The sequence below is a fragment of the Mycobacterium colombiense CECT 3035 genome (assembly GCF_002105755.1).
In the GTDB taxonomy this organism is placed as follows: Bacteria; Actinomycetota; Actinomycetes; order Mycobacteriales; family Mycobacteriaceae; genus Mycobacterium; species Mycobacterium colombiense.
The window spans coordinates 687,669-703,174 of record NZ_CP020821.1; the positions used below are offsets into that span (position 1 = coordinate 687,669).

A 15,506-nucleotide genomic window follows, 5' to 3' on the forward strand; every position below is an offset into this window, starting at 1 on the left:
GGGGATCGCCAATGTGCGGGGGGCAGGGCTTAGGACGCCAATTCGACAAGGCCCAACCGTTTGGACACTTCGACAGCACCGACCACCTGAGGATCGGCGCAGATATCCCGCCAGGCTTCGCCCATCCCGCGGTTGAAGTCGATGTCATCGAACAGCACGCAGCCACCCGGGGCCATCCGGGGCTTCAAGATCTGCCATTGCCGGGTCACGAAGTCTCGGGTGTGGATCCCGTCCACCAAGGCCAGATCGATCGGGTCGGGGATGGCGCCGACGTGGTCTTCGAAGGCGCCCCGCGTCAGGGTGTAGCGATCGGTGACGGAGTTGATGTTTCGTTCTGCGATGTCGGCCCAGGAGGGGTTGATCTCGAACGAATACATCCAGCCCCGCCGAAGCGCCGAGGACAGGTACATGCCGGATACCCCGAACGCCGATCCGAACTCCACGACGATCGCGGGGTCGTGCCGGCCCACCAGGTAGGCGTACAGGTCGCCCTGCCACGACGCGGCCCGGACCTGTTTGGGCTTCCGGGTCGCACCGGGCTGCCCATAGGCCTCGGCCAGGGGCAGGGCGCCGAGCTTCTCGGTTGTGCGTGCTGACGATTCGATCTCGGTCTTGCGCTCCGCCAGCGGCAAGCGGCGGGGAAGATCGGCGATGCGCCCGCCGCGCTTGATCCACCTCAGCTCCAACCCTTTTCGCAGCGGTATCACGAGGCGAGACCCAACTCGCTTGCCAGCTCCGCGTATTCGCCTTCGAGGCGCCGTTTCAGGCGTGCGACGGCGGTGCGCTTCCTGCTCCGGATGCTGGACGCGTTCCCGATCGCATCGAACACCCGGTCGACGACGGCGCCGCTGCTCACCTCGTCGGTGCGAACCAGTGACCGTTCGTCGTCGATCGCAAGCGCGAAGTCCCGGCATTTCGGTTGGTACTCCAGCGAAACGACCGGCGTGTCCGAGAGCGAAGCCAGGACGCTCGCATGCAGGCGGGTGACGATCGCGACGGAACAGCGGGCCAGTTCCCGCGCCGCCGCATCGGGGTTGGCCGGCAGCACCATCTCCGCTTCCGGAATGTCCCTCAGCGCCACTTCGGTCCAGCGTCTGTCTTCCGGATTCATCAGTATCCCGACGAAGCGGTAGCCATGGGAGGACAGTTGCTTGACGGCGCCGGCTATCTCGTCCGCCAACTGCGTCGGGTCGTGTCCCCAAAGATCGTCGCCGAAGCCGAGATTCACTCCGATCAGGCCGTCTTCGGGGGTTACGGCGGGCCGGGGGAGAAGCAGCGCCGGATCGCCGGATACCTCGACGTCCAACCCGATGTCGGACAGCAGCTCGGCGCTGCGCGGCCCCCGCACGGACACGGTACGGAACTTGGAAAGTATCGGCGCCCAACGCCTCAGTTCGCCCCTGCCCGAGCCGCTATTGCGTCCGCCGAACGCCGGATCTTCCACGCCGACGCCGATCGCGTAGCTTGCATTGTCTTTGGTGAGCGCCAAGCCTCGGTTGACCAAGAGCCGCCACTGGCTGCGCCCGACGAGCGTTCCGCCACCCACGACTTGGCTGCTGCGCCGCAGCGATCGGTTCAAACCCATTGCCGCCGTGACGGTTGCATAGATCAGTTGGTGGGGAAGGCGCGGCAGATCGAGAAAGGTTGCGCCCTGCAACTGGCCCCGAACCGCGTCGTAGATCGCGTCGTCGCCAAGGTTGCCCAGCCCATGCCAGCCCAGGTACGCGACGGTGGCGTCGCCGGTGACACCCATCCTCAGGCACTCAGTTGTTCGTCGACACGGCGCCCAGCACCCTTCTTCGGGGCACCGGCGTTGCGAGTGAGCTTGCGCCGCAACCTCTTCACACGCCCGCCGAGCGTTTTGGTCCAGCGATTCTGCAATGCCAGCGTCGCGATGCGCGGGTACTGGGCCGTGGTTTGCACCAGAAGTTCCTGACCCTCAGGATCTGGGACCTGCTTGGCGATCGCGCTGAGCACCCAGTTGGCGTTTTTGGCAACGATCGACTCGTGCACGGGGTCGCCGCAGACGACGTCGAGCATGGCGTCCAATGTCGCCGCGTGCGCGGGGCCTTGCGTGCGCCAGAAGGTGGCGGGATCGGTGATGGACTTGTACCACATGCCGCGCGGGTGGCGGCGATACACGGCCATCGTCTCGGGCAGCATGGCGATACCGCCTTCGGCGGCATGGCGGACGTGCAGGTACCAATCCAGGGGCATGACGTCGGCCGGGATGTCGTCGTAGCGGGAGAGGCGGCGGTACATCACCGAGTTGGTCTGGATGAAGTTGCGCGAGATCAAGGTCTCGAAGCTGAGGTCGCCGGCCCGAAACGGCGGCGGAAACTTCGGAAGGAAGGTCTCTTCGAACTTGCGGTACAGGGTGTGGACGAGTTTCTCGTCCTCTGCGCGTTCGTTGGTCCAGACCACCTGCACCGGGTGGAAACACACGGTCGTGCGGGGTTCGGCGTCCAGCAGCTGCACCTGTTTGCTCAGCTTCGACGGGTCGGTCCAGTAGTCGTCGCCCTCGCACAGCGCGATGTAGTCACCACGCGCGGCGGACAGGGCGCCGGTGAGGTTGGCGTTGAGGCCGACGTTCTTGGACCGCAGGATGGGCCGGAACAGGTGCGGGTGGCGGTCGGCGTACTCGCGGATGATTCGGGGTGTGGCGTCGGTCGACGCGTCGTCGGCGACGATGACCTCCATCGGAAAATCGGTCTGCTGGGCGAGGAAGCCGTCCAGGGTGTCGCGGACGTAGGTCTGCTGGTTGTGCGTGGTCGATACCACGCTGACTTTCGGTGCGGTCGCTGCTTTCCTTATCGCGGTCACTGCGGGCCTCTCCTTCGCGCGCCGGCTGCGACGCGGTCGAGAAGTACCTTGTTATTGAGCAGCGAACAAAGTAGTTGCGAAGAGATGCCGATTCCCCCACTGCGGTTGCGTACAGCGCGACCCTGTGGGCGACGACGTACGATTACTGACAGTTTGGTCAATAATAGCCAACGTGGAACCCGGGTTCCTATCGGCTGCGCGGTTCGGGGGCTTGGCGCGGGATTCGGCAAATAATTACGAATGTTTCCTCGCGTCAAGAACTCCTGCTGAACCCATTTGGTTCTGTCAGCGACGATGTGCATGGCAACCCCGCTACCTCACGTGGCAAATTTCTCCAGGAGGTTGGCCGTGGTCGCGATGCTCTCGGCAGGTTTCGTCATCCGCGCCGCGATCGCGCGAGCGCGGATGGCGTACTCCGGTGCCAGGATCTGTCCGAGGTCAGCGACCAACGAATCCAGAGTGGTGCTCGGAAAGTGCCGCGCCAGGCCAACTTTCAAACGTTGAACCTGGCCGGCCCAGATCTTCTGATCGCTCAAACTCCAGAGGCTCAGCGTCGGGACTCCCGCGCGCAGGCCCGCCGCCGTGGTGCCCGCGCCGCTGTGGTGGACCACCGCGCGGCAGGCGGGAAAGACCGCTGCGTAATTCACCGGGCCCACCACCTTGACGTGGTCAAACTGTGCCGTACCAGTGAAGTCCGTTTTCCCGGAGCAGACCAGCGCCCGCTCGCCCAGCTGCGCGCAGGCGTTAGCAATCATGTTGAGTGTATTGGCCGGAGAATCAACGGATGTGCTGCCGAAACCGAAGCAGATCGGGGGCGTTCCGGCGGCGATCCACGCCGCGACGTCGTCGTCGGAGTCCGTCGTCAACTCCATCGTCAGCGTGCCGACAAAGGGCCGCTGGCCGTTCCATTTGGCCCATTCGGCGGCCAGCCCGGGAAAGCAGACCTCGTCGTAGGCCTGGATCTCCAGTGCGCCCCGGTCGGCCATCCGTTGTGGCGCAGGGCCTTTCGCCTTCGGCAGGCCGAGTTCGCGGCGCTGGGCGTCCTCGGCGTTCTTCGTCACTCGCCATTGCACCCAGTCCAGAGCGCTCATCGCGGTGCGCACGGCCGGCGCCGGCAGGTGAGGCGCGAGCTGCCCGTTGGGTCGCATGGGGAAGTAGTGCATCGTGGCCAATGGCACGTTGAGGTGTTCGGCCACGTTCGCCGCGATCCCCGGAAAGCCGGGGCCGGTGAACACCAGGTCGGCACCGTCGGAGAGCGATGTGAGGGTGGCGCTCATCTCCGCCCAGGACTGGGCAAGCAAGTCCTGGGCTTCGCGCCATCGCCTCCTCACCTCGGGGACGTTCCAGAACTTGCCGAGGAAGTCGGTGTCCCAGAAGCCGTCCTGCTGATCGGGCCCGTAGCCGGACGCCGAAAGGCCGGCGGACTCGACGAGGGGCACTAGGTTGGGCGGAACGACCATGCGGACCTCGTGCCCGCGGCGCTGCAGTTCGCGACCCACAGCCGTGCAGGGCTCCACGTCGCCGCGAGTTCCGTAGCTGGCCAGGGCGAATTTCACGACGAATCCTTCCAGTGGTCGTGCGTGTGCGGGCATTCGCAGAGGCCATTATCGCTGTTCGTCGGCTTTCACGTGGGTTGTTCGCTGTAGGCGCGTGCTGTTAATAGTGAGTTCGAATGCTCGACCTACCCGCTCAGAACATCGGGCTCCAGTGACTTGGCCGTGTGAGTGGCAGGCAGTAGGAAATCGTCGTTGGTTGGCGAACGCCGGAGCGGCGTGTCAAGACCTACACGCGCACGGCGGCGTCCTTTTTCCATTGACCTAGGGTCCTGCGACAAAAGCACGCGCTCCCCTATCGATCCACTGGGCCTGCACTGTCATCCGCGCGGCGGCGCTGCAGGGTCAAGGCCTTATCGGGCCACTGCGTTCTGATGGTCAGTGTGTTTTCGCCGTCGCAGCGATAGAGCCGTTCATCTCTTCAGAGATCGGAAGCACGCCCGTTTGTAACAGCTTGGCACCGTTGCCGTCATACGTGGCTCGGCACACCAACGATCCGCGGAGGGTCAAAGATGTTTTCCGGTTTCGCCCCAAAAAGCAGCAGGTCACGGCGGCCGTACTCGTCGGCGACGCTCTCGGCAAGTTGTCGAACAGTCACCCCTTCACCTGAGCAGATGTTGACCGGGCCTTGCTGCTTCCCGAGCGCGACATCGGCGATCATCCGCCCAGCGTCTTTGACGTCGAGGAAATCACGCACCTGATCGCCGCGAGTAAGGAGGACTTCTTTTCCAGCCTCGAGTTGCCCGCGGATATACGGCACCAGCCGCCGCTCGTCTTCTCCTTCCCCGTACAGGTAGAAAACCCGGCACCAGGCAAAGCTGATACCGTCTGCACCAAAGAAATGGTCTAGCACCTGAGCGGCCGCCGCCTTACACGCGGCGTACAACGTATTTGGCGCTAACGGCGTATCGGCTGCAAGCAGGCCCGCGGATGTGTCGTATTCCGCGCAGGTTCCTACACCAATGAATCGCTTGCCGCCGACCGCCGCGAATGCGCGGGCGAGGTTCAGCGTGCCGCTGAGGCAGCTAAGGTTCTCTGGCGACGTGAGGTATTTCCCGGGCTCCGCATACCAAGCCGCATGCACCAACGTTTCTGAGCTTTCGAGCAACTCTTCCAATTGCTGCGTCGCCTCGGTGAATAAGTTTGGCGTCTGCACGACCTCTAGCGCTCCTCCTGTCCGGCGAGCAGATAGACGGGACGGATCGCGAACGAGTGCCCTCACCGAGCAGCCTCGTTCAAGGAGGCTATGCAGAATCTGTCTTCCGACAAACCCGGTTGCTCCGGTCAAGGTGACGTTCATACGAGTGTCAGTTCCCGCGGGGTCGATAGTCGAATCCAGAAACAATCAAGTGCGTTTCGATTTTCACCATCTCGTCCACCTAGCTCCTCTTCGAGAAATTCGGCTACGCGCCATCGGCCGTGGCGCCCTTGCCCCAGGCCCGATACTGGAACTCGTCGCGCGTAGCCGTGGAACCATCACCGTACTTGCGCGTGTGATTATCTTGAACGATCAGGTTTGATTGGCCGTTTGCACAGTATGTTGCCGATTGTGGCCAATCGCTCGCTGCGAAATATCGGCCGTCCCGCCCTGCAACCAGAACCTTCAGGCCCTGGCGCTCGATCTGTCGAGTCATACTGCTCCGTCCGCTTTCAAAGGCCCAGGCGAGTTGCTTGCTGCGCGTTTGTGGAGACTTAAGCGCCAAGAACGTGTCGCGCTGCATGATGAATCCATTTGTGCGGATGTGCGGATTGGGGAAGTGCGGTGAGAAACGCCATTTGTAGAGCCACAGAATCGCAAGGTGGGGGAGTGGCTGTGCCCGCATAAGCTGAAAAGCATTGGATGTCTGGCTCTCCCAGGAACCCGTTACCCCGACGAGGCCTACGCCTTCTTGCCGGATGCCGTGATAAAGGCGGGCAAGCCATTCGTCGGCGAGGATCTCGCTGAACGAATTGAAAAAAGCCACATATCGGGTGTCGATCTCGCGCGTGGCTTCGTGGTAGGCGCCGATGTCGAATAGGTCGTCGCGTGCGAGCCTAAGCGTTTCGGCGCCAAACGTGCGTGCCAGCGCCTCGTGTTCCGTCAAGGTATTTTGATCGGCGTATCCCTTGAACACGACCAGAAACTGGTGAGCGACGCCGGCGTTGTGCGCGCGATAGCTTTCCAGGAACCGCTCGAGAGGTACACGGCCATTGCTACCGCGGGCTAGATGGATGACCGTCAACTCGCTCATAGCAATTGCCCGCTCTGCCTGTGCGGCTTGGTGTAGGCGGTGGCGTGCATCATCGGAAGTCCAACCCGGGAACCGCCGTCACGAACAAAAACCTCTCTGCACAAGATCTGTCAACTAGGCTCGCACCTCGTGGGCGATGTTCATGGGTAAGGTGACCACATCGTCTGTTGGCTTCGGTCGAGGAGTGAGCCGATTTCTTTCCGTGGAAAACGGAGGAGTGTGTTTTATGGGGTTGAGTCTGCCTGACGGTCGCCCCGAGACCAAGTACAAGGCCTGGCGGTTCGAAAGCGGCCAGGACAGGCTTTCGCGTTTCCTGGCTGCGTTGGGGTTGACCAGCCTGGTGTGCGGCCTCGGCCATGCGGCCCGGCCGTGGCTGGACGCGCGGATGCTTTCCGCACCGGCGCGAACGCAGTTGCTGGTGGTCGGCAATATCTGGCGTTGGGGGCGCGCTCCTACCGCGCCTGATGGCACCGCATGAGCGCACCTGAATTTTCGGTGCTCCTGCCCACACGCAACCGCGCGGAGTTGCTGGCCCAGGCGATCGCCACCGTGCGGGCGCAGGATGAGGCGAGCTGGGAGATCGTCGTCTCCGACAACGCATCCGTGGATGATGTGCGGGGTCTGGTAAAGAGCCTTGACGACCCGCGCATTCGCTATCTTCGCAGTGATACGCCGCTGCCGGTAACTGACAACTGGAACCGCGCCGCCGATGCCGCGACTGGCCGGTGGGTAGTGATGCTAGGTGATGATGACGGGCTTCCCGCCGGTTACATGAGGACGATGCGCGAGGCCTGCACGGCGCTGGCCGACCCTGACCTGATATATCACGGCGCGTACCATTTCATGGCGCCTGGCGTCGTCCCCGGCCAGACGCAAGGACTGATGTCCGATGTGACGCAGGTGTACTGCATGCTTCACGGCCGTGATGCGCCGGCGATCATTCCGCCGGAGGAGGCGCGGGCGGCGGCGCGGGCGGCGCTGGACATGCGTGCGCTCTACGCGTTCAACATGCAGCACTTCCTGTTCCGACGCGACTTCCTGGAGCGTTTGCGCGCCGACGCACCGGTGTTTAGGGGGCCGTTCCCGGATTTCTATACCGCCAACCTTGCCTTGCTGCGCGCGGCCCGCGTGGGCGTGGTGCCGCGCCCAATGACGGTGATCGGCATTACGCGCAAGTCCTATGGCTATTTCCACCTCAACGACTCCGAAGCGGCGGGGGTGGATTTCCTGGGGAACCAGGACTTCCGCGACGAAGTGGCACCGGGACTCCGCGAGCGGCTCCTGCCTGGCAGCTATATGAACACGCTGTGGCTTGTATCCGTGGCGCTGGTACGCGATGCGCTGGCGGATGATCCGTCTTTGCACCTGGGCGTGGACCGCTACCGGCGCTTGCAGATTGTGAGCACGATATTGCATCACTACACCACCGGGCGGCCTGTGGGCACGACGTTCGGTCAGATGTGGCCGCTGCTGAGTCGCTCGGAAAGGGCACTGGCGATGCTGCTGCGCATGGCATTGCTGCCATTGCGCGCATTACCGCAAGTCCTGCGCCGCGTGCTTGGCCACCTGGTTGCGAGCAGGTTCGGGCAATATGGCTGGCTAACCCGGCCACGCAAGGTGCCGCTGGCACCGTCCAACATGCTGGACGCCGTGGACGGCCTGCGCCGTCTGGCCGAGGGCGCCGCGTGATGGGCGGCGACGGGCCTCACTGCCCCTATTGCGCCGCGGCTACTACCGCTCTGCTGGCGGCGCCGGACGTGAATCGCCGCGTGACGGGGACCGTATTCCACCTGCGCCAGTGCAGTGGCTGTGGACTGATCTTCGTGGCCGACCCGCCAGCGGACCTCGGCCCCTATTACACGTCTGACTATCATTACGTGCCGAAGGACCAGGCCGAACTGGAGAGGCATCTGCCGCCGCAGCGCTTCAAGATCGAACTGCTGCGCCGCTACCGCCAAACCGGGACACTGCTGGAGATTGGACCTTCGATCGGCCAATTCTGCGCTCTGGCGCAGCAAGCGGGCTTCGTAGTTCACGCGGTGGAGATGGACCCCGAGTGCGCGCGGTTCCTGACGACGGAGCTCGGGGTTGTGACGACCTGTTCGGCCGATCCGGCCTCGGTGCTGCGGGACCAGCCGCAGACCTACGATGCGATCTGCCTGTGGCACGCTCTTGAGCATCTGCAGCGTCCCTGGGACGTGCTGGCAGCGGCCACGGCGCGGCTGAACCCGGGTGGCGTGATCGTTGTTGCGGCACCTAATCCATTGAGCATCCAGGCCCGCAGGATGGGCCGCCGATGGCCACATCATGACTTGCCGCGCCACCTCTTCGGATTATCGATGCCGTGGATGAGCCGTTGGGCCGAAGCTCACGGACTGGAGGTGGTATTGGCCACAACCCGGGACGAAGGCAGCTTGGACTGGAACCGCTTCTCCTGGGCGATGCGGACAATCGGCCTTGTGCCCGGGGCAAAGCCAGGCCGGTTGGTGTGGTGGCTGGGGATGCGGTTCGGTGGATTGATGCTGCGCTTCGAGGGAGGTGAGGGCGAGGGCGCGTGCTACACGATGGTGCTGCAGCGGCCCGAGTCACCCGCTGCCGCGAACTGATCGAGACTCGACTGGAGTGTTCCCGCGAATCGCTGCTGGAGCGCTCGATCAGCGCCGAGCGTGAGCGGGAGTTCGCGGGGGTCAGCGGCCCGCCAAAGATGCTGCGGACGGACAACGGCCGGGAACCGATTTCTCAAGCTCTGCGATCCTTTTCCGCTGGGAAAGTGGGACTGTCCTACATTTCACTTAGGCGCCGTGGGGCAACGTCTAGATCGTATCGTTCAGCAACCGGCTACGAAGGGAGCGCCTCACCCGCAACCACTGGATCAAGCTGCCCAGAATGCTATTTTGAATTGCGGCGCCAAACTCTATCAAAGAATTCCGGGACTATCGGATCGGAGAAGTGGTGAGACAGCTTCCATTCATTTCCATTGATGTAGTCGTCGGGTCCGATATCGGTTCCGTCAAGTGGATTCTTCCAAGACTTCCATTGCTTTAGATAGATGTAATCAGCCGATTTCCGCTGGAAAAGATCGATATAAAGTACCACCTGCTCGCGGCTCATCTCAGGCAAGGTGCTGATTGAGAGCATCACATCAAAGTATCTGTCTGGAAATTTGGTGATCTGATTAGCGGTAAAAAACGCAATGTCTGTCGACGACAGCTCGGCTTCGATCGTTGAGAAATCGTCAAAGGGACGGAATCGAAAAATCTTCTTGTCCGGGAACAGTTGGGACAAATACCACTGAGACACATAGAGGGCCGGTGGTATGTCAAAAATGACATACTGCCCTTGCAGTTTCTCGGCGAAAACTTGGGCCAACCGACCGGATCCGGCGCCTATTTCCGCCACCCTCCGCTGCGACGAAGGAGAATCCAGCAGATCAGCAATAACATTCGCCTCGATAATGGAATTGGCGAGATCCTGGCTTATTAGCGTCTCGCCCAATCGAATTTTAATCGGATTACCTAAAATCGGTTCAGACAGGTCAACGTGCAGCTTCCTCTTGTCGATCCGGACCATAAGGTCCCAGAGATAGGTCACGAACCGGCGGTAGTGGTTTTTTTGTCTTGGCTTCAGCGTTACTGGGGTGTCATGGGTAGTAAATGAGAGAGTGACATCATCCTCTATCGAGCTTCGCCAAGGATTGAGCGTGGGTCGCTTGAGCCAGTTAAGAAAGACGTGCCGGACCATCGGCCCTCCTCTGCCGACAACCCAGTTGAAGTAATTTTGAGAAACCGTTCTTTTGAAATTATCCAGTCCTCGGCTCTCCAACATAGCCATGTTTTTTTGACCAATGTCAGTCCAGAACTTCGACGCTAAAAAGCGGCGATCTCTTTCGATTTCCTGAAGCATCGAATTGCACACGCGATGAAGCTCAGTCTCAGTCATCTCGAGTTAGCCCCTGCGCCACATGCGATTTCAGCATCTGATTTCGTGACTCCTTGTCATGTTCACTAGATCTAAATGGCGAGAATTGTCCCTGGTGCGGCATCTCGGCCGTAGCGTATTCGGAACCTCGCTCCGAACGCCTCAAGGTGTCGGATAAAATTGGCCAACGCCGGACTTCACAGCACGCTCAATTCGGGAACCGCCGTCACGAAACGTGTACCGTTGTGTACAAGGTCAACCAATTGGGTTCGCACCTCCTGGGCGATGTTCCAGGGCAAGATGACTACGTCGTCCGGCCGATTCTCACGCAGTGCCTCAGGCGAATAGATGGGGATATGGCTTCCTGGCATGAATTTTCCTTGCTTGGACACCGCAGCGTCGCACACATACGGCAGCAAGTCAGGCTTGACACCTGCGTAGTTCAACAATGTGTTTCCTTTAGCAGCGGCCCCGTAGGCCGCCACACGCCGGCCGGCCTGCTTCTGCTCGATGAGGAACATCAGAAGATCGTCTTTCACGCGGTCGGCGCGCTGCTGGAAGGTCCAGTAAGTCTCGGGCCGGGATATCCCGAACGCATCTTCTCGCGTCAGCAACGAACCGACACGGTCCGTGGTCGAAATCGTTGCCTCGCTGTGGCAGCCGTACACTCGCAGGCTTCCGCCGTGCGTTGGCAGTTCTTCCACATCCCACACACGCAGTCCTGCGGCGTCGAAGATGCGGCATACTGTCGTGAGCGAGTGGTACGAAAAGTGCTCATGGTAGATGGTGTCGAACTGCGTCCGTTCGATCAACGGCATCAAATGCGGAAATTCCAGCGTGACAGTACCTTCCGGCTTCAGCGCGGCGGCCAATCCACGGGTGAAGTCATTGATGTCGGGAACGTGTGCGTACACGTTGTTGCCCGCGATCAGATCCGCCCGCCGTCCTTGGCTTGCGAGCCGACGTCCCAGGGCTTCTCCGAAGAATTCCCGCATGACGGCGATTCCCAATGCCTCGGCGGCTGCTGCTGTGCTCGCTGTCGGTTCGATGCCCAAGCAGGGGATCTTCTGGGCCACAAAGTTTTTCAGCAGATAGCCGTCGTTGGAGGCCACTTCGATCACAAAGCTGTCGGGCCCAAGCTGCAGCCGCTCGGTGATCATGTGTGCATAATCGGCCGCGTGCTCGAGCCAGCTGCTCGAGGTACTTGAGAAGTAGGCGTAGTCGGCACTGAACAGTTCTTCGGCGCGGGCGTAATCTTCGGTTTGAACGAGCCAACACTGGTGACAAACCTTAACGCGCAGTGGGTAATTCACCTCGGGACAACTCAGGGAGTCGGCCTCCAGATAGGCGTTGGACGGGGGAGCAAAGCCCAGGTCTACAAAACTGAGATCCAAGGGCACGCCGCAGTGTCGGCATTTCATAGCGTGACTCCAGTGAAATCGGCATTCAGGAGCGGATGTGCCTGGTCACGAGGTGACAGGTCCTGCGGTTGTAGCGGCCAGGCGATGGCGAGTCGTGGGTCGTCGTAGCGAAGTCCACCCTCGGCAGGTGGGTGGTACAAGGCCGTATGTAGATATAGCAATTCGCTCTCTGGCTCCAGGACCTGGAATCCGTGGGCAAAGCCTTCCGGGATGACCAGCATCTGCGCGTCCTCTTGCGCCAATTCCTGCGCATACCAGCGCAGGAACGTGGGGGACTCGGCCCGCAGGTCGACTGCGACGTCCCAGACCCTGCCGCGAAGGCAACGAATCATCTTCATTTCGGCGTGCGGCGGATGTTGAAAATGGAGGCCACGCACAGCCCCGACGTTACTGGTCCGGGAGTGATTGATCTGGGCGATCTGACGTTGCCCGACCACGGCCCGGAGTTCTTGCGCGCAGAACAGACGCAGGAAAGCGCCACGAGCGTCGCGGTGGGGCGATGACTGCACCACCTTCAAACCGGCGAGCGGGGTGTCGATGATATTCATGAAATCGCCCAGCCTAAGCCGGAATCGACCGCGTCGGTGGTATAAGTCGCCAGTTGGTCTGAACTCGACACTTCGCCTCGTTCGAGAAACTGGTGGTACCAATCGGCGGTGGAGTGGATGGCTTTTTGCAGGTTCCAGACCGGACGCCACCCGAGATGCATCTTCGCCTTCGCGGTGTCGAGTTGCAGTAAGCCGGCCTCATGAGGTTGGGGACTAGATGTTACTTGCCATTGGAGCTGCGGCCATGTGCCGGCGAGGTCTATTAGCACTCCTTCAACCGTACGGTTTCCTTCCCCATCGGGGCCGAAGTTCCAAGCGTCTGCGCACGCGTTCTCACCAGCCAGCAGCCGCTGACCCAGTAGCAGATACCCACTGAGGCAATCCAATACATGTTGCCAGGGACGTGTGGCGCGTGGCGAGCGAATGACGAGTGGCTCGCCGGCGGCGACCGACCGTACCAGGTCAGGAATGAGGCGGTCCTCGGACCAGTCGCCACCGCCAATCACGTTGCCCCCCCGGGCGGTTGCGAGCAGTGGGGCCGATGGCTGTTGCAGGAACGCGGACCGATAGCTCGCGGCCACCAACTCGGCACCGGCCTTAGACGCACTGTATGCATCGTGGCCCCCCAGCCGGTCCCGTTCTCGGTATGCCCAAGGCCATTCGCGATTCTCATAGCATTTATCGGTCGTCACGATTACCACCGCGCGCACGCCGGGCGTGTGACGAGCGGCCTCGATTAGGTGCGCCGTTCCCATCACATTCGTGGCCCATGTGGTGACTGGCTCGTGGTAGGACCGACGGACCAACGGCTGTGCGGCCAAATGAAAAACGATCTCGGGCTTTTCCGAAACAAAGACGTTGCGGACCGCCGATTCGTCACGGATGTCGATGCGATGATCGCGAATGGATAATTTCAACAGATCCCAGTGGTTGGGCTCGGTCGCGGGATCCAATGCGAGCCCGGAAATTTCGGCGCCGAGTGCCTGTAACCACAGACACAGCCAGCTGCCCTTGAACCCGGTATGGCCAGTGACCAGGGTCCGCCGCCCACGATAGGCCGAGCCGAAGGCGTTCAATGCCAGCATTTCCACGGCGCTTCGCCGCTGCTCCACAGTTCATCGAGCATATTCTTGTCCCGGAGCGTGTCCATCGGTTGCCAAAAACCAGAGTGCTCAAAGGCCATCATTTCGCCGTCGGCAGCGAGGCGCGCCAATGGCGCGCCCTCCCAAGAAATCTCGTCGCCCTCGATGTAGTCGAGTACCGCGGGCGACAGGACGAAGAATCCGCCGTTGATGAGGCCGCCGTCGCCGCGTGGTTTCTCGACGAAACGCGTGACACGGCCGCCCGCGCACTCAATGGCGCCGTAGCGGCCCGGCGGAAGTACCGCGGTGACCGTGGCGTGATGCCCATGCTCACGGTGGAATTCAATACTTGCGCTGATGTTCACGTCGCTGAGCCCGTCACCGTATGTGAAGCAGAACGCGTCATCGTCCTTGATGTAGGACTCCACGCGCTTTAGACGCCCGCCGGTCATGGTGTCGTCCCCGGTATCGACGAGTGTCACCCGCCAAGGTTCTGCGTGACGCTCATGGACTTCCATCTTGTTAGCGGACATATCGAAAGTCACGTCAGACATGTGTAGGAAATAATTGGCAAAATATTCCTTGATGACGTAACCCTTATAGCCACAGCATACGACGAAATCGTTAATTCCATGATGGGAATAAAGCTTCATGATATGCCACAGGATCGGCCGCCCGCCAATCTCCACCATAGGTTTGGGGCGGATCGTAGTTTCCTCGCGGAGGCGAGTGCCTAAACCGCCGGCTAGCAATACTGCTTTCATCAGGCTCGCTTACGTTTTAGATGGTACCTACGCGGCCGTACGTTGGGCCGATCTGTTTCAACGGCCTCCGATCTGCCGATCGAGTAACTTGAGTTACCTTCGACGATGACAGTCATATACCCGAATATATCGGCAGGAATTTTGTTTGAATACTTTTCCACAAGATGGCGAATTAAAAAGAAAGACCCCAGTCTCTCCGAAAGAAATCCAACCGCCCTTACCTGATACGTATCGTAATGTTTCAAACGACTCGCGTTTCTGTGTACAAAGTTCCTGCTAACGAGCTCTATGCTTGACATTGCGTCCATCAGCCATGACCTCGGATAGATCCCGAGTTGAATACCTCCGGGAATCAAATGTTTTGCGGTCAGAAACTCCGATGCGGAATCCGAATCTAATACCCCCAATTCAATCGCTAGCGCAGTGTAGTCGATTATATCCCTGCGATAATGAGCCGCTGCATATTGACCAATTATCGAGCTTTCGAAGTATAGGGGCTGCGCCACCAGGAACTCAATGCCATGCCTTGGTCTGATTACTGGTAGGGCAACCCCAGTTTCAAGGTTGCCGAGGCTCAATTCTCGCATGGTTGGATTGCCGTGCGATTTGGACTCCATGCCAGCCGGAGAGGGGAGAATTCTTTTCCTAAACGACGAAATTTCGATGAGCTCAGCGCCGCTGGATGACCTTTCGATCGCGATGGGTAAGACATAGGTGCCTTCCGCGCCGTACACAAGCGGTCTAGCCTCATGCCAAAAGCGATCGAGTTGCCCTATGTGAAATTTAGAGTCGGATTGGAAGTCGCCGAGCGAGATGCAATCGTCATACCAGCTATCCGGCAATAGCGGCTTCTGATGACTAATGCAGAATCGGTGAATCATGGTCGGGGATGACGTCGCGAAAGTTCGGATGTCGGAGACTTCCCTCCCACGTCTTTCCCGACTGTGTGCTGGATAACCCCGCAGTTCTCGGCCGGCGACACCATGAGCGCTTTCGGCTGCCAATGGACGATGTTCCCCTGGTTGTGTAGGAATTCATTCACTGCTTGGTCCGCGAGGCGCCGTGGGCGCGTCTCGGAACAAGCCTGTTTTCCATGTGGGCAACTGTAGCCCATGCTCTGCCTTACGAACCGGAGAACGCGCAGTCCGGTAGCCTTGGCCGCGGCA

General features: G+C 60.7%; 15 protein-coding genes. 3 read left to right on the plus strand and 12 right to left on the minus strand.

The window, feature by feature from the left end:
• Positions 1 to 29: 29 nt before the first annotated feature.
• From B9D87_RS03520 to B9D87_RS03545, 6 genes are all read right to left on the minus strand, one after another.
• Positions 30 to 686 (minus strand): O-methyltransferase, encoded by a 657-nt coding sequence (locus B9D87_RS03520; RefSeq protein ID WP_040631303.1) that lies wholly within the window; start codon positions 684 to 686, stop codon positions 30 to 32.
• 17 nt (positions 687 to 703) lie between these two features.
• On the minus strand, positions 704 to 1,753 hold the full coding sequence (locus B9D87_RS03525) for a polysaccharide pyruvyl transferase family protein (RefSeq protein ID WP_007774209.1): 1,050 nt from the start codon (positions 1,751 to 1,753) through the stop codon (positions 704 to 706).
• 2 nt (positions 1,754 to 1,755) lie between these two features.
• Positions 1,756 to 2,814, minus strand: coding sequence for a glycosyltransferase (locus B9D87_RS03530; protein ID WP_101896860.1), 1,059 nt, complete (start codon positions 2,812 to 2,814; stop codon positions 1,756 to 1,758).
• Between the two features lie 326 nt (positions 2,815 to 3,140).
• Entirely contained in the window at positions 3,141 to 4,379 is a 1,239-nt protein-coding gene (locus tag B9D87_RS03535) for a glycosyltransferase (protein ID WP_007774206.1), read from the minus strand.
• Between the two features lie 466 nt (positions 4,380 to 4,845).
• Complete coding sequence (locus tag B9D87_RS03540) at positions 4,846 to 5,676, minus strand: NAD-dependent epimerase/dehydratase family protein (protein ID WP_040631300.1); 831 nt, start codon at positions 5,674 to 5,676, stop codon at positions 4,846 to 4,848.
• A 103-nt stretch (positions 5,677 to 5,779) separates the two neighbouring features.
• The gene (locus tag B9D87_RS03545) at positions 5,780 to 6,607 is read right to left on the minus strand and encodes a hypothetical protein (protein WP_007774203.1); all 828 of its coding nucleotides are present in this window, start codon (positions 6,605 to 6,607) and stop codon (positions 5,780 to 5,782) included.
• A gap of 142 nt (positions 6,608 to 6,749) precedes the next feature.
• On the opposite strand from B9D87_RS03545, the gene B9D87_RS03550 reads away from it, so the two are divergent.
• The 3 genes from B9D87_RS03550 (at position 6,750) to B9D87_RS03560 (ending at position 9,213) form a co-directional block, all read left to right on the plus strand.
• Positions 6,750 to 7,085, plus strand: coding sequence for a hypothetical protein (locus tag B9D87_RS03550; protein WP_148664680.1), 336 nt, complete (start codon positions 6,750 to 6,752; stop codon positions 7,083 to 7,085).
• The gene (locus tag B9D87_RS03555; RefSeq protein WP_080598620.1) at positions 7,082 to 8,296 is read left to right on the plus strand and encodes a glycosyltransferase family 2 protein; all 1,215 of its coding nucleotides are present in this window, start codon (positions 7,082 to 7,084) and stop codon (positions 8,294 to 8,296) included. The genes B9D87_RS03550 and B9D87_RS03555 overlap by 4 nt, the downstream gene beginning before the upstream one ends.
• Before the next feature lie 134 nt (positions 8,297 to 8,430).
• Positions 8,431 to 9,213, plus strand: coding sequence for a class I SAM-dependent methyltransferase (locus tag B9D87_RS03560; protein WP_157373234.1), 783 nt, complete (start codon positions 8,431 to 8,433; stop codon positions 9,211 to 9,213).
• Between the two features lie 283 nt (positions 9,214 to 9,496).
• Here the strand turns inward: B9D87_RS03560 and B9D87_RS03565 are convergent, their stop codons facing one another.
• The 6 genes from B9D87_RS03565 to B9D87_RS26815 form a co-directional block, all read right to left on the minus strand.
• Positions 9,497 to 10,546 carry a putative sugar O-methyltransferase gene (locus tag B9D87_RS03565; protein ID WP_080598619.1) on the minus strand — a complete coding sequence of 350 codons (1,050 nt, stop codon included), beginning with the start codon at positions 10,544 to 10,546 and terminating at the stop codon, positions 9,497 to 9,499.
• A 176-nt stretch (positions 10,547 to 10,722) separates the two neighbouring features.
• Positions 10,723 to 11,925, minus strand: a complete 1,203-nt coding sequence (locus B9D87_RS03570; protein WP_007774197.1) for a class I SAM-dependent methyltransferase — start codon at positions 11,923 to 11,925, stop codon at positions 10,723 to 10,725.
• A gap of 17 nt (positions 11,926 to 11,942) precedes the next feature.
• A complete protein-coding gene (gene rfbC, locus B9D87_RS03575; RefSeq protein WP_007774195.1) occupies positions 11,943 to 12,494 on the minus strand; it encodes a dTDP-4-dehydrorhamnose 3,5-epimerase in 552 nt (183 codons plus the stop codon).
• On the minus strand, positions 12,491 to 13,579 hold the full coding sequence (gene rfbG, locus B9D87_RS03580; protein ID WP_238553488.1) for a CDP-glucose 4,6-dehydratase: 1,089 nt from the start codon (positions 13,577 to 13,579) through the stop codon (positions 12,491 to 12,493). The genes rfbC and rfbG overlap by 4 nt, the downstream gene beginning before the upstream one ends.
• Positions 13,567 to 14,340: a glucose-1-phosphate cytidylyltransferase gene (rfbF, locus tag B9D87_RS03585; RefSeq protein WP_007774193.1), complete on the minus strand. Its 774-nt coding sequence runs from the start codon at positions 14,338 to 14,340 to the stop codon at positions 13,567 to 13,569. The genes rfbG and rfbF overlap by 13 nt, the downstream gene beginning before the upstream one ends.
• Positions 14,340 to 15,221, minus strand: coding sequence for a hypothetical protein (locus B9D87_RS26815; protein ID WP_148664681.1), 882 nt, complete (start codon positions 15,219 to 15,221; stop codon positions 14,340 to 14,342). The genes rfbF and B9D87_RS26815 overlap by 1 nt, the downstream gene beginning before the upstream one ends.
• Positions 15,222 to 15,506: the final 285 nt, after the last annotated feature.

What these genes read in the sequence shown, in the direction of transcription:
- rfbC (WP_007774195.1), bottom strand. Translation starts at nt 12,494, where the DNA reads ATGAATATCATCGACACCCCGCTCGCCGGTTTGAAGGTGGTGCAGTCA.
- B9D87_RS03565 (WP_080598619.1), bottom strand. Translation starts at nt 10,546, where the DNA reads ATGACTGAGACTGAGCTTCATCGCGTGTGCAATTCGATGCTTCAGGAA.
- B9D87_RS03555 (WP_080598620.1), top strand. Translation starts at nt 7,082, where the DNA reads ATGAGCGCACCTGAATTTTCGGTGCTCCTGCCCACACGCAACCGCGCG.
- B9D87_RS03550 (WP_148664680.1), top strand. Translation starts at nt 6,750, where the DNA reads ATGGGTAAGGTGACCACATCGTCTGTTGGCTTCGGTCGAGGAGTGAGC.
- B9D87_RS03545 (WP_007774203.1), bottom strand. Translation starts at nt 6,607, where the DNA reads ATGAGCGAGTTGACGGTCATCCATCTAGCCCGCGGTAGCAATGGCCGT.
- rfbG (WP_238553488.1), bottom strand. Translation starts at nt 13,579, where the DNA reads ATGCTGGCATTGAACGCCTTCGGCTCGGCCTATCGTGGGCGGCGGACC.
- B9D87_RS03540 (WP_040631300.1), bottom strand. Translation starts at nt 5,676, where the DNA reads ATGAACGTCACCTTGACCGGAGCAACCGGGTTTGTCGGAAGACAGATT.
- B9D87_RS03525 (WP_007774209.1), bottom strand. Translation starts at nt 1,753, where the DNA reads ATGGGTGTCACCGGCGACGCCACCGTCGCGTACCTGGGCTGGCATGGG.
- B9D87_RS26815 (WP_148664681.1), bottom strand. Translation starts at nt 15,221, where the DNA reads ATGATTCACCGATTCTGCATTAGTCATCAGAAGCCGCTATTGCCGGAT.
- rfbF (WP_007774193.1), bottom strand. Translation starts at nt 14,340, where the DNA reads ATGAAAGCAGTATTGCTAGCCGGCGGTTTAGGCACTCGCCTCCGCGAG.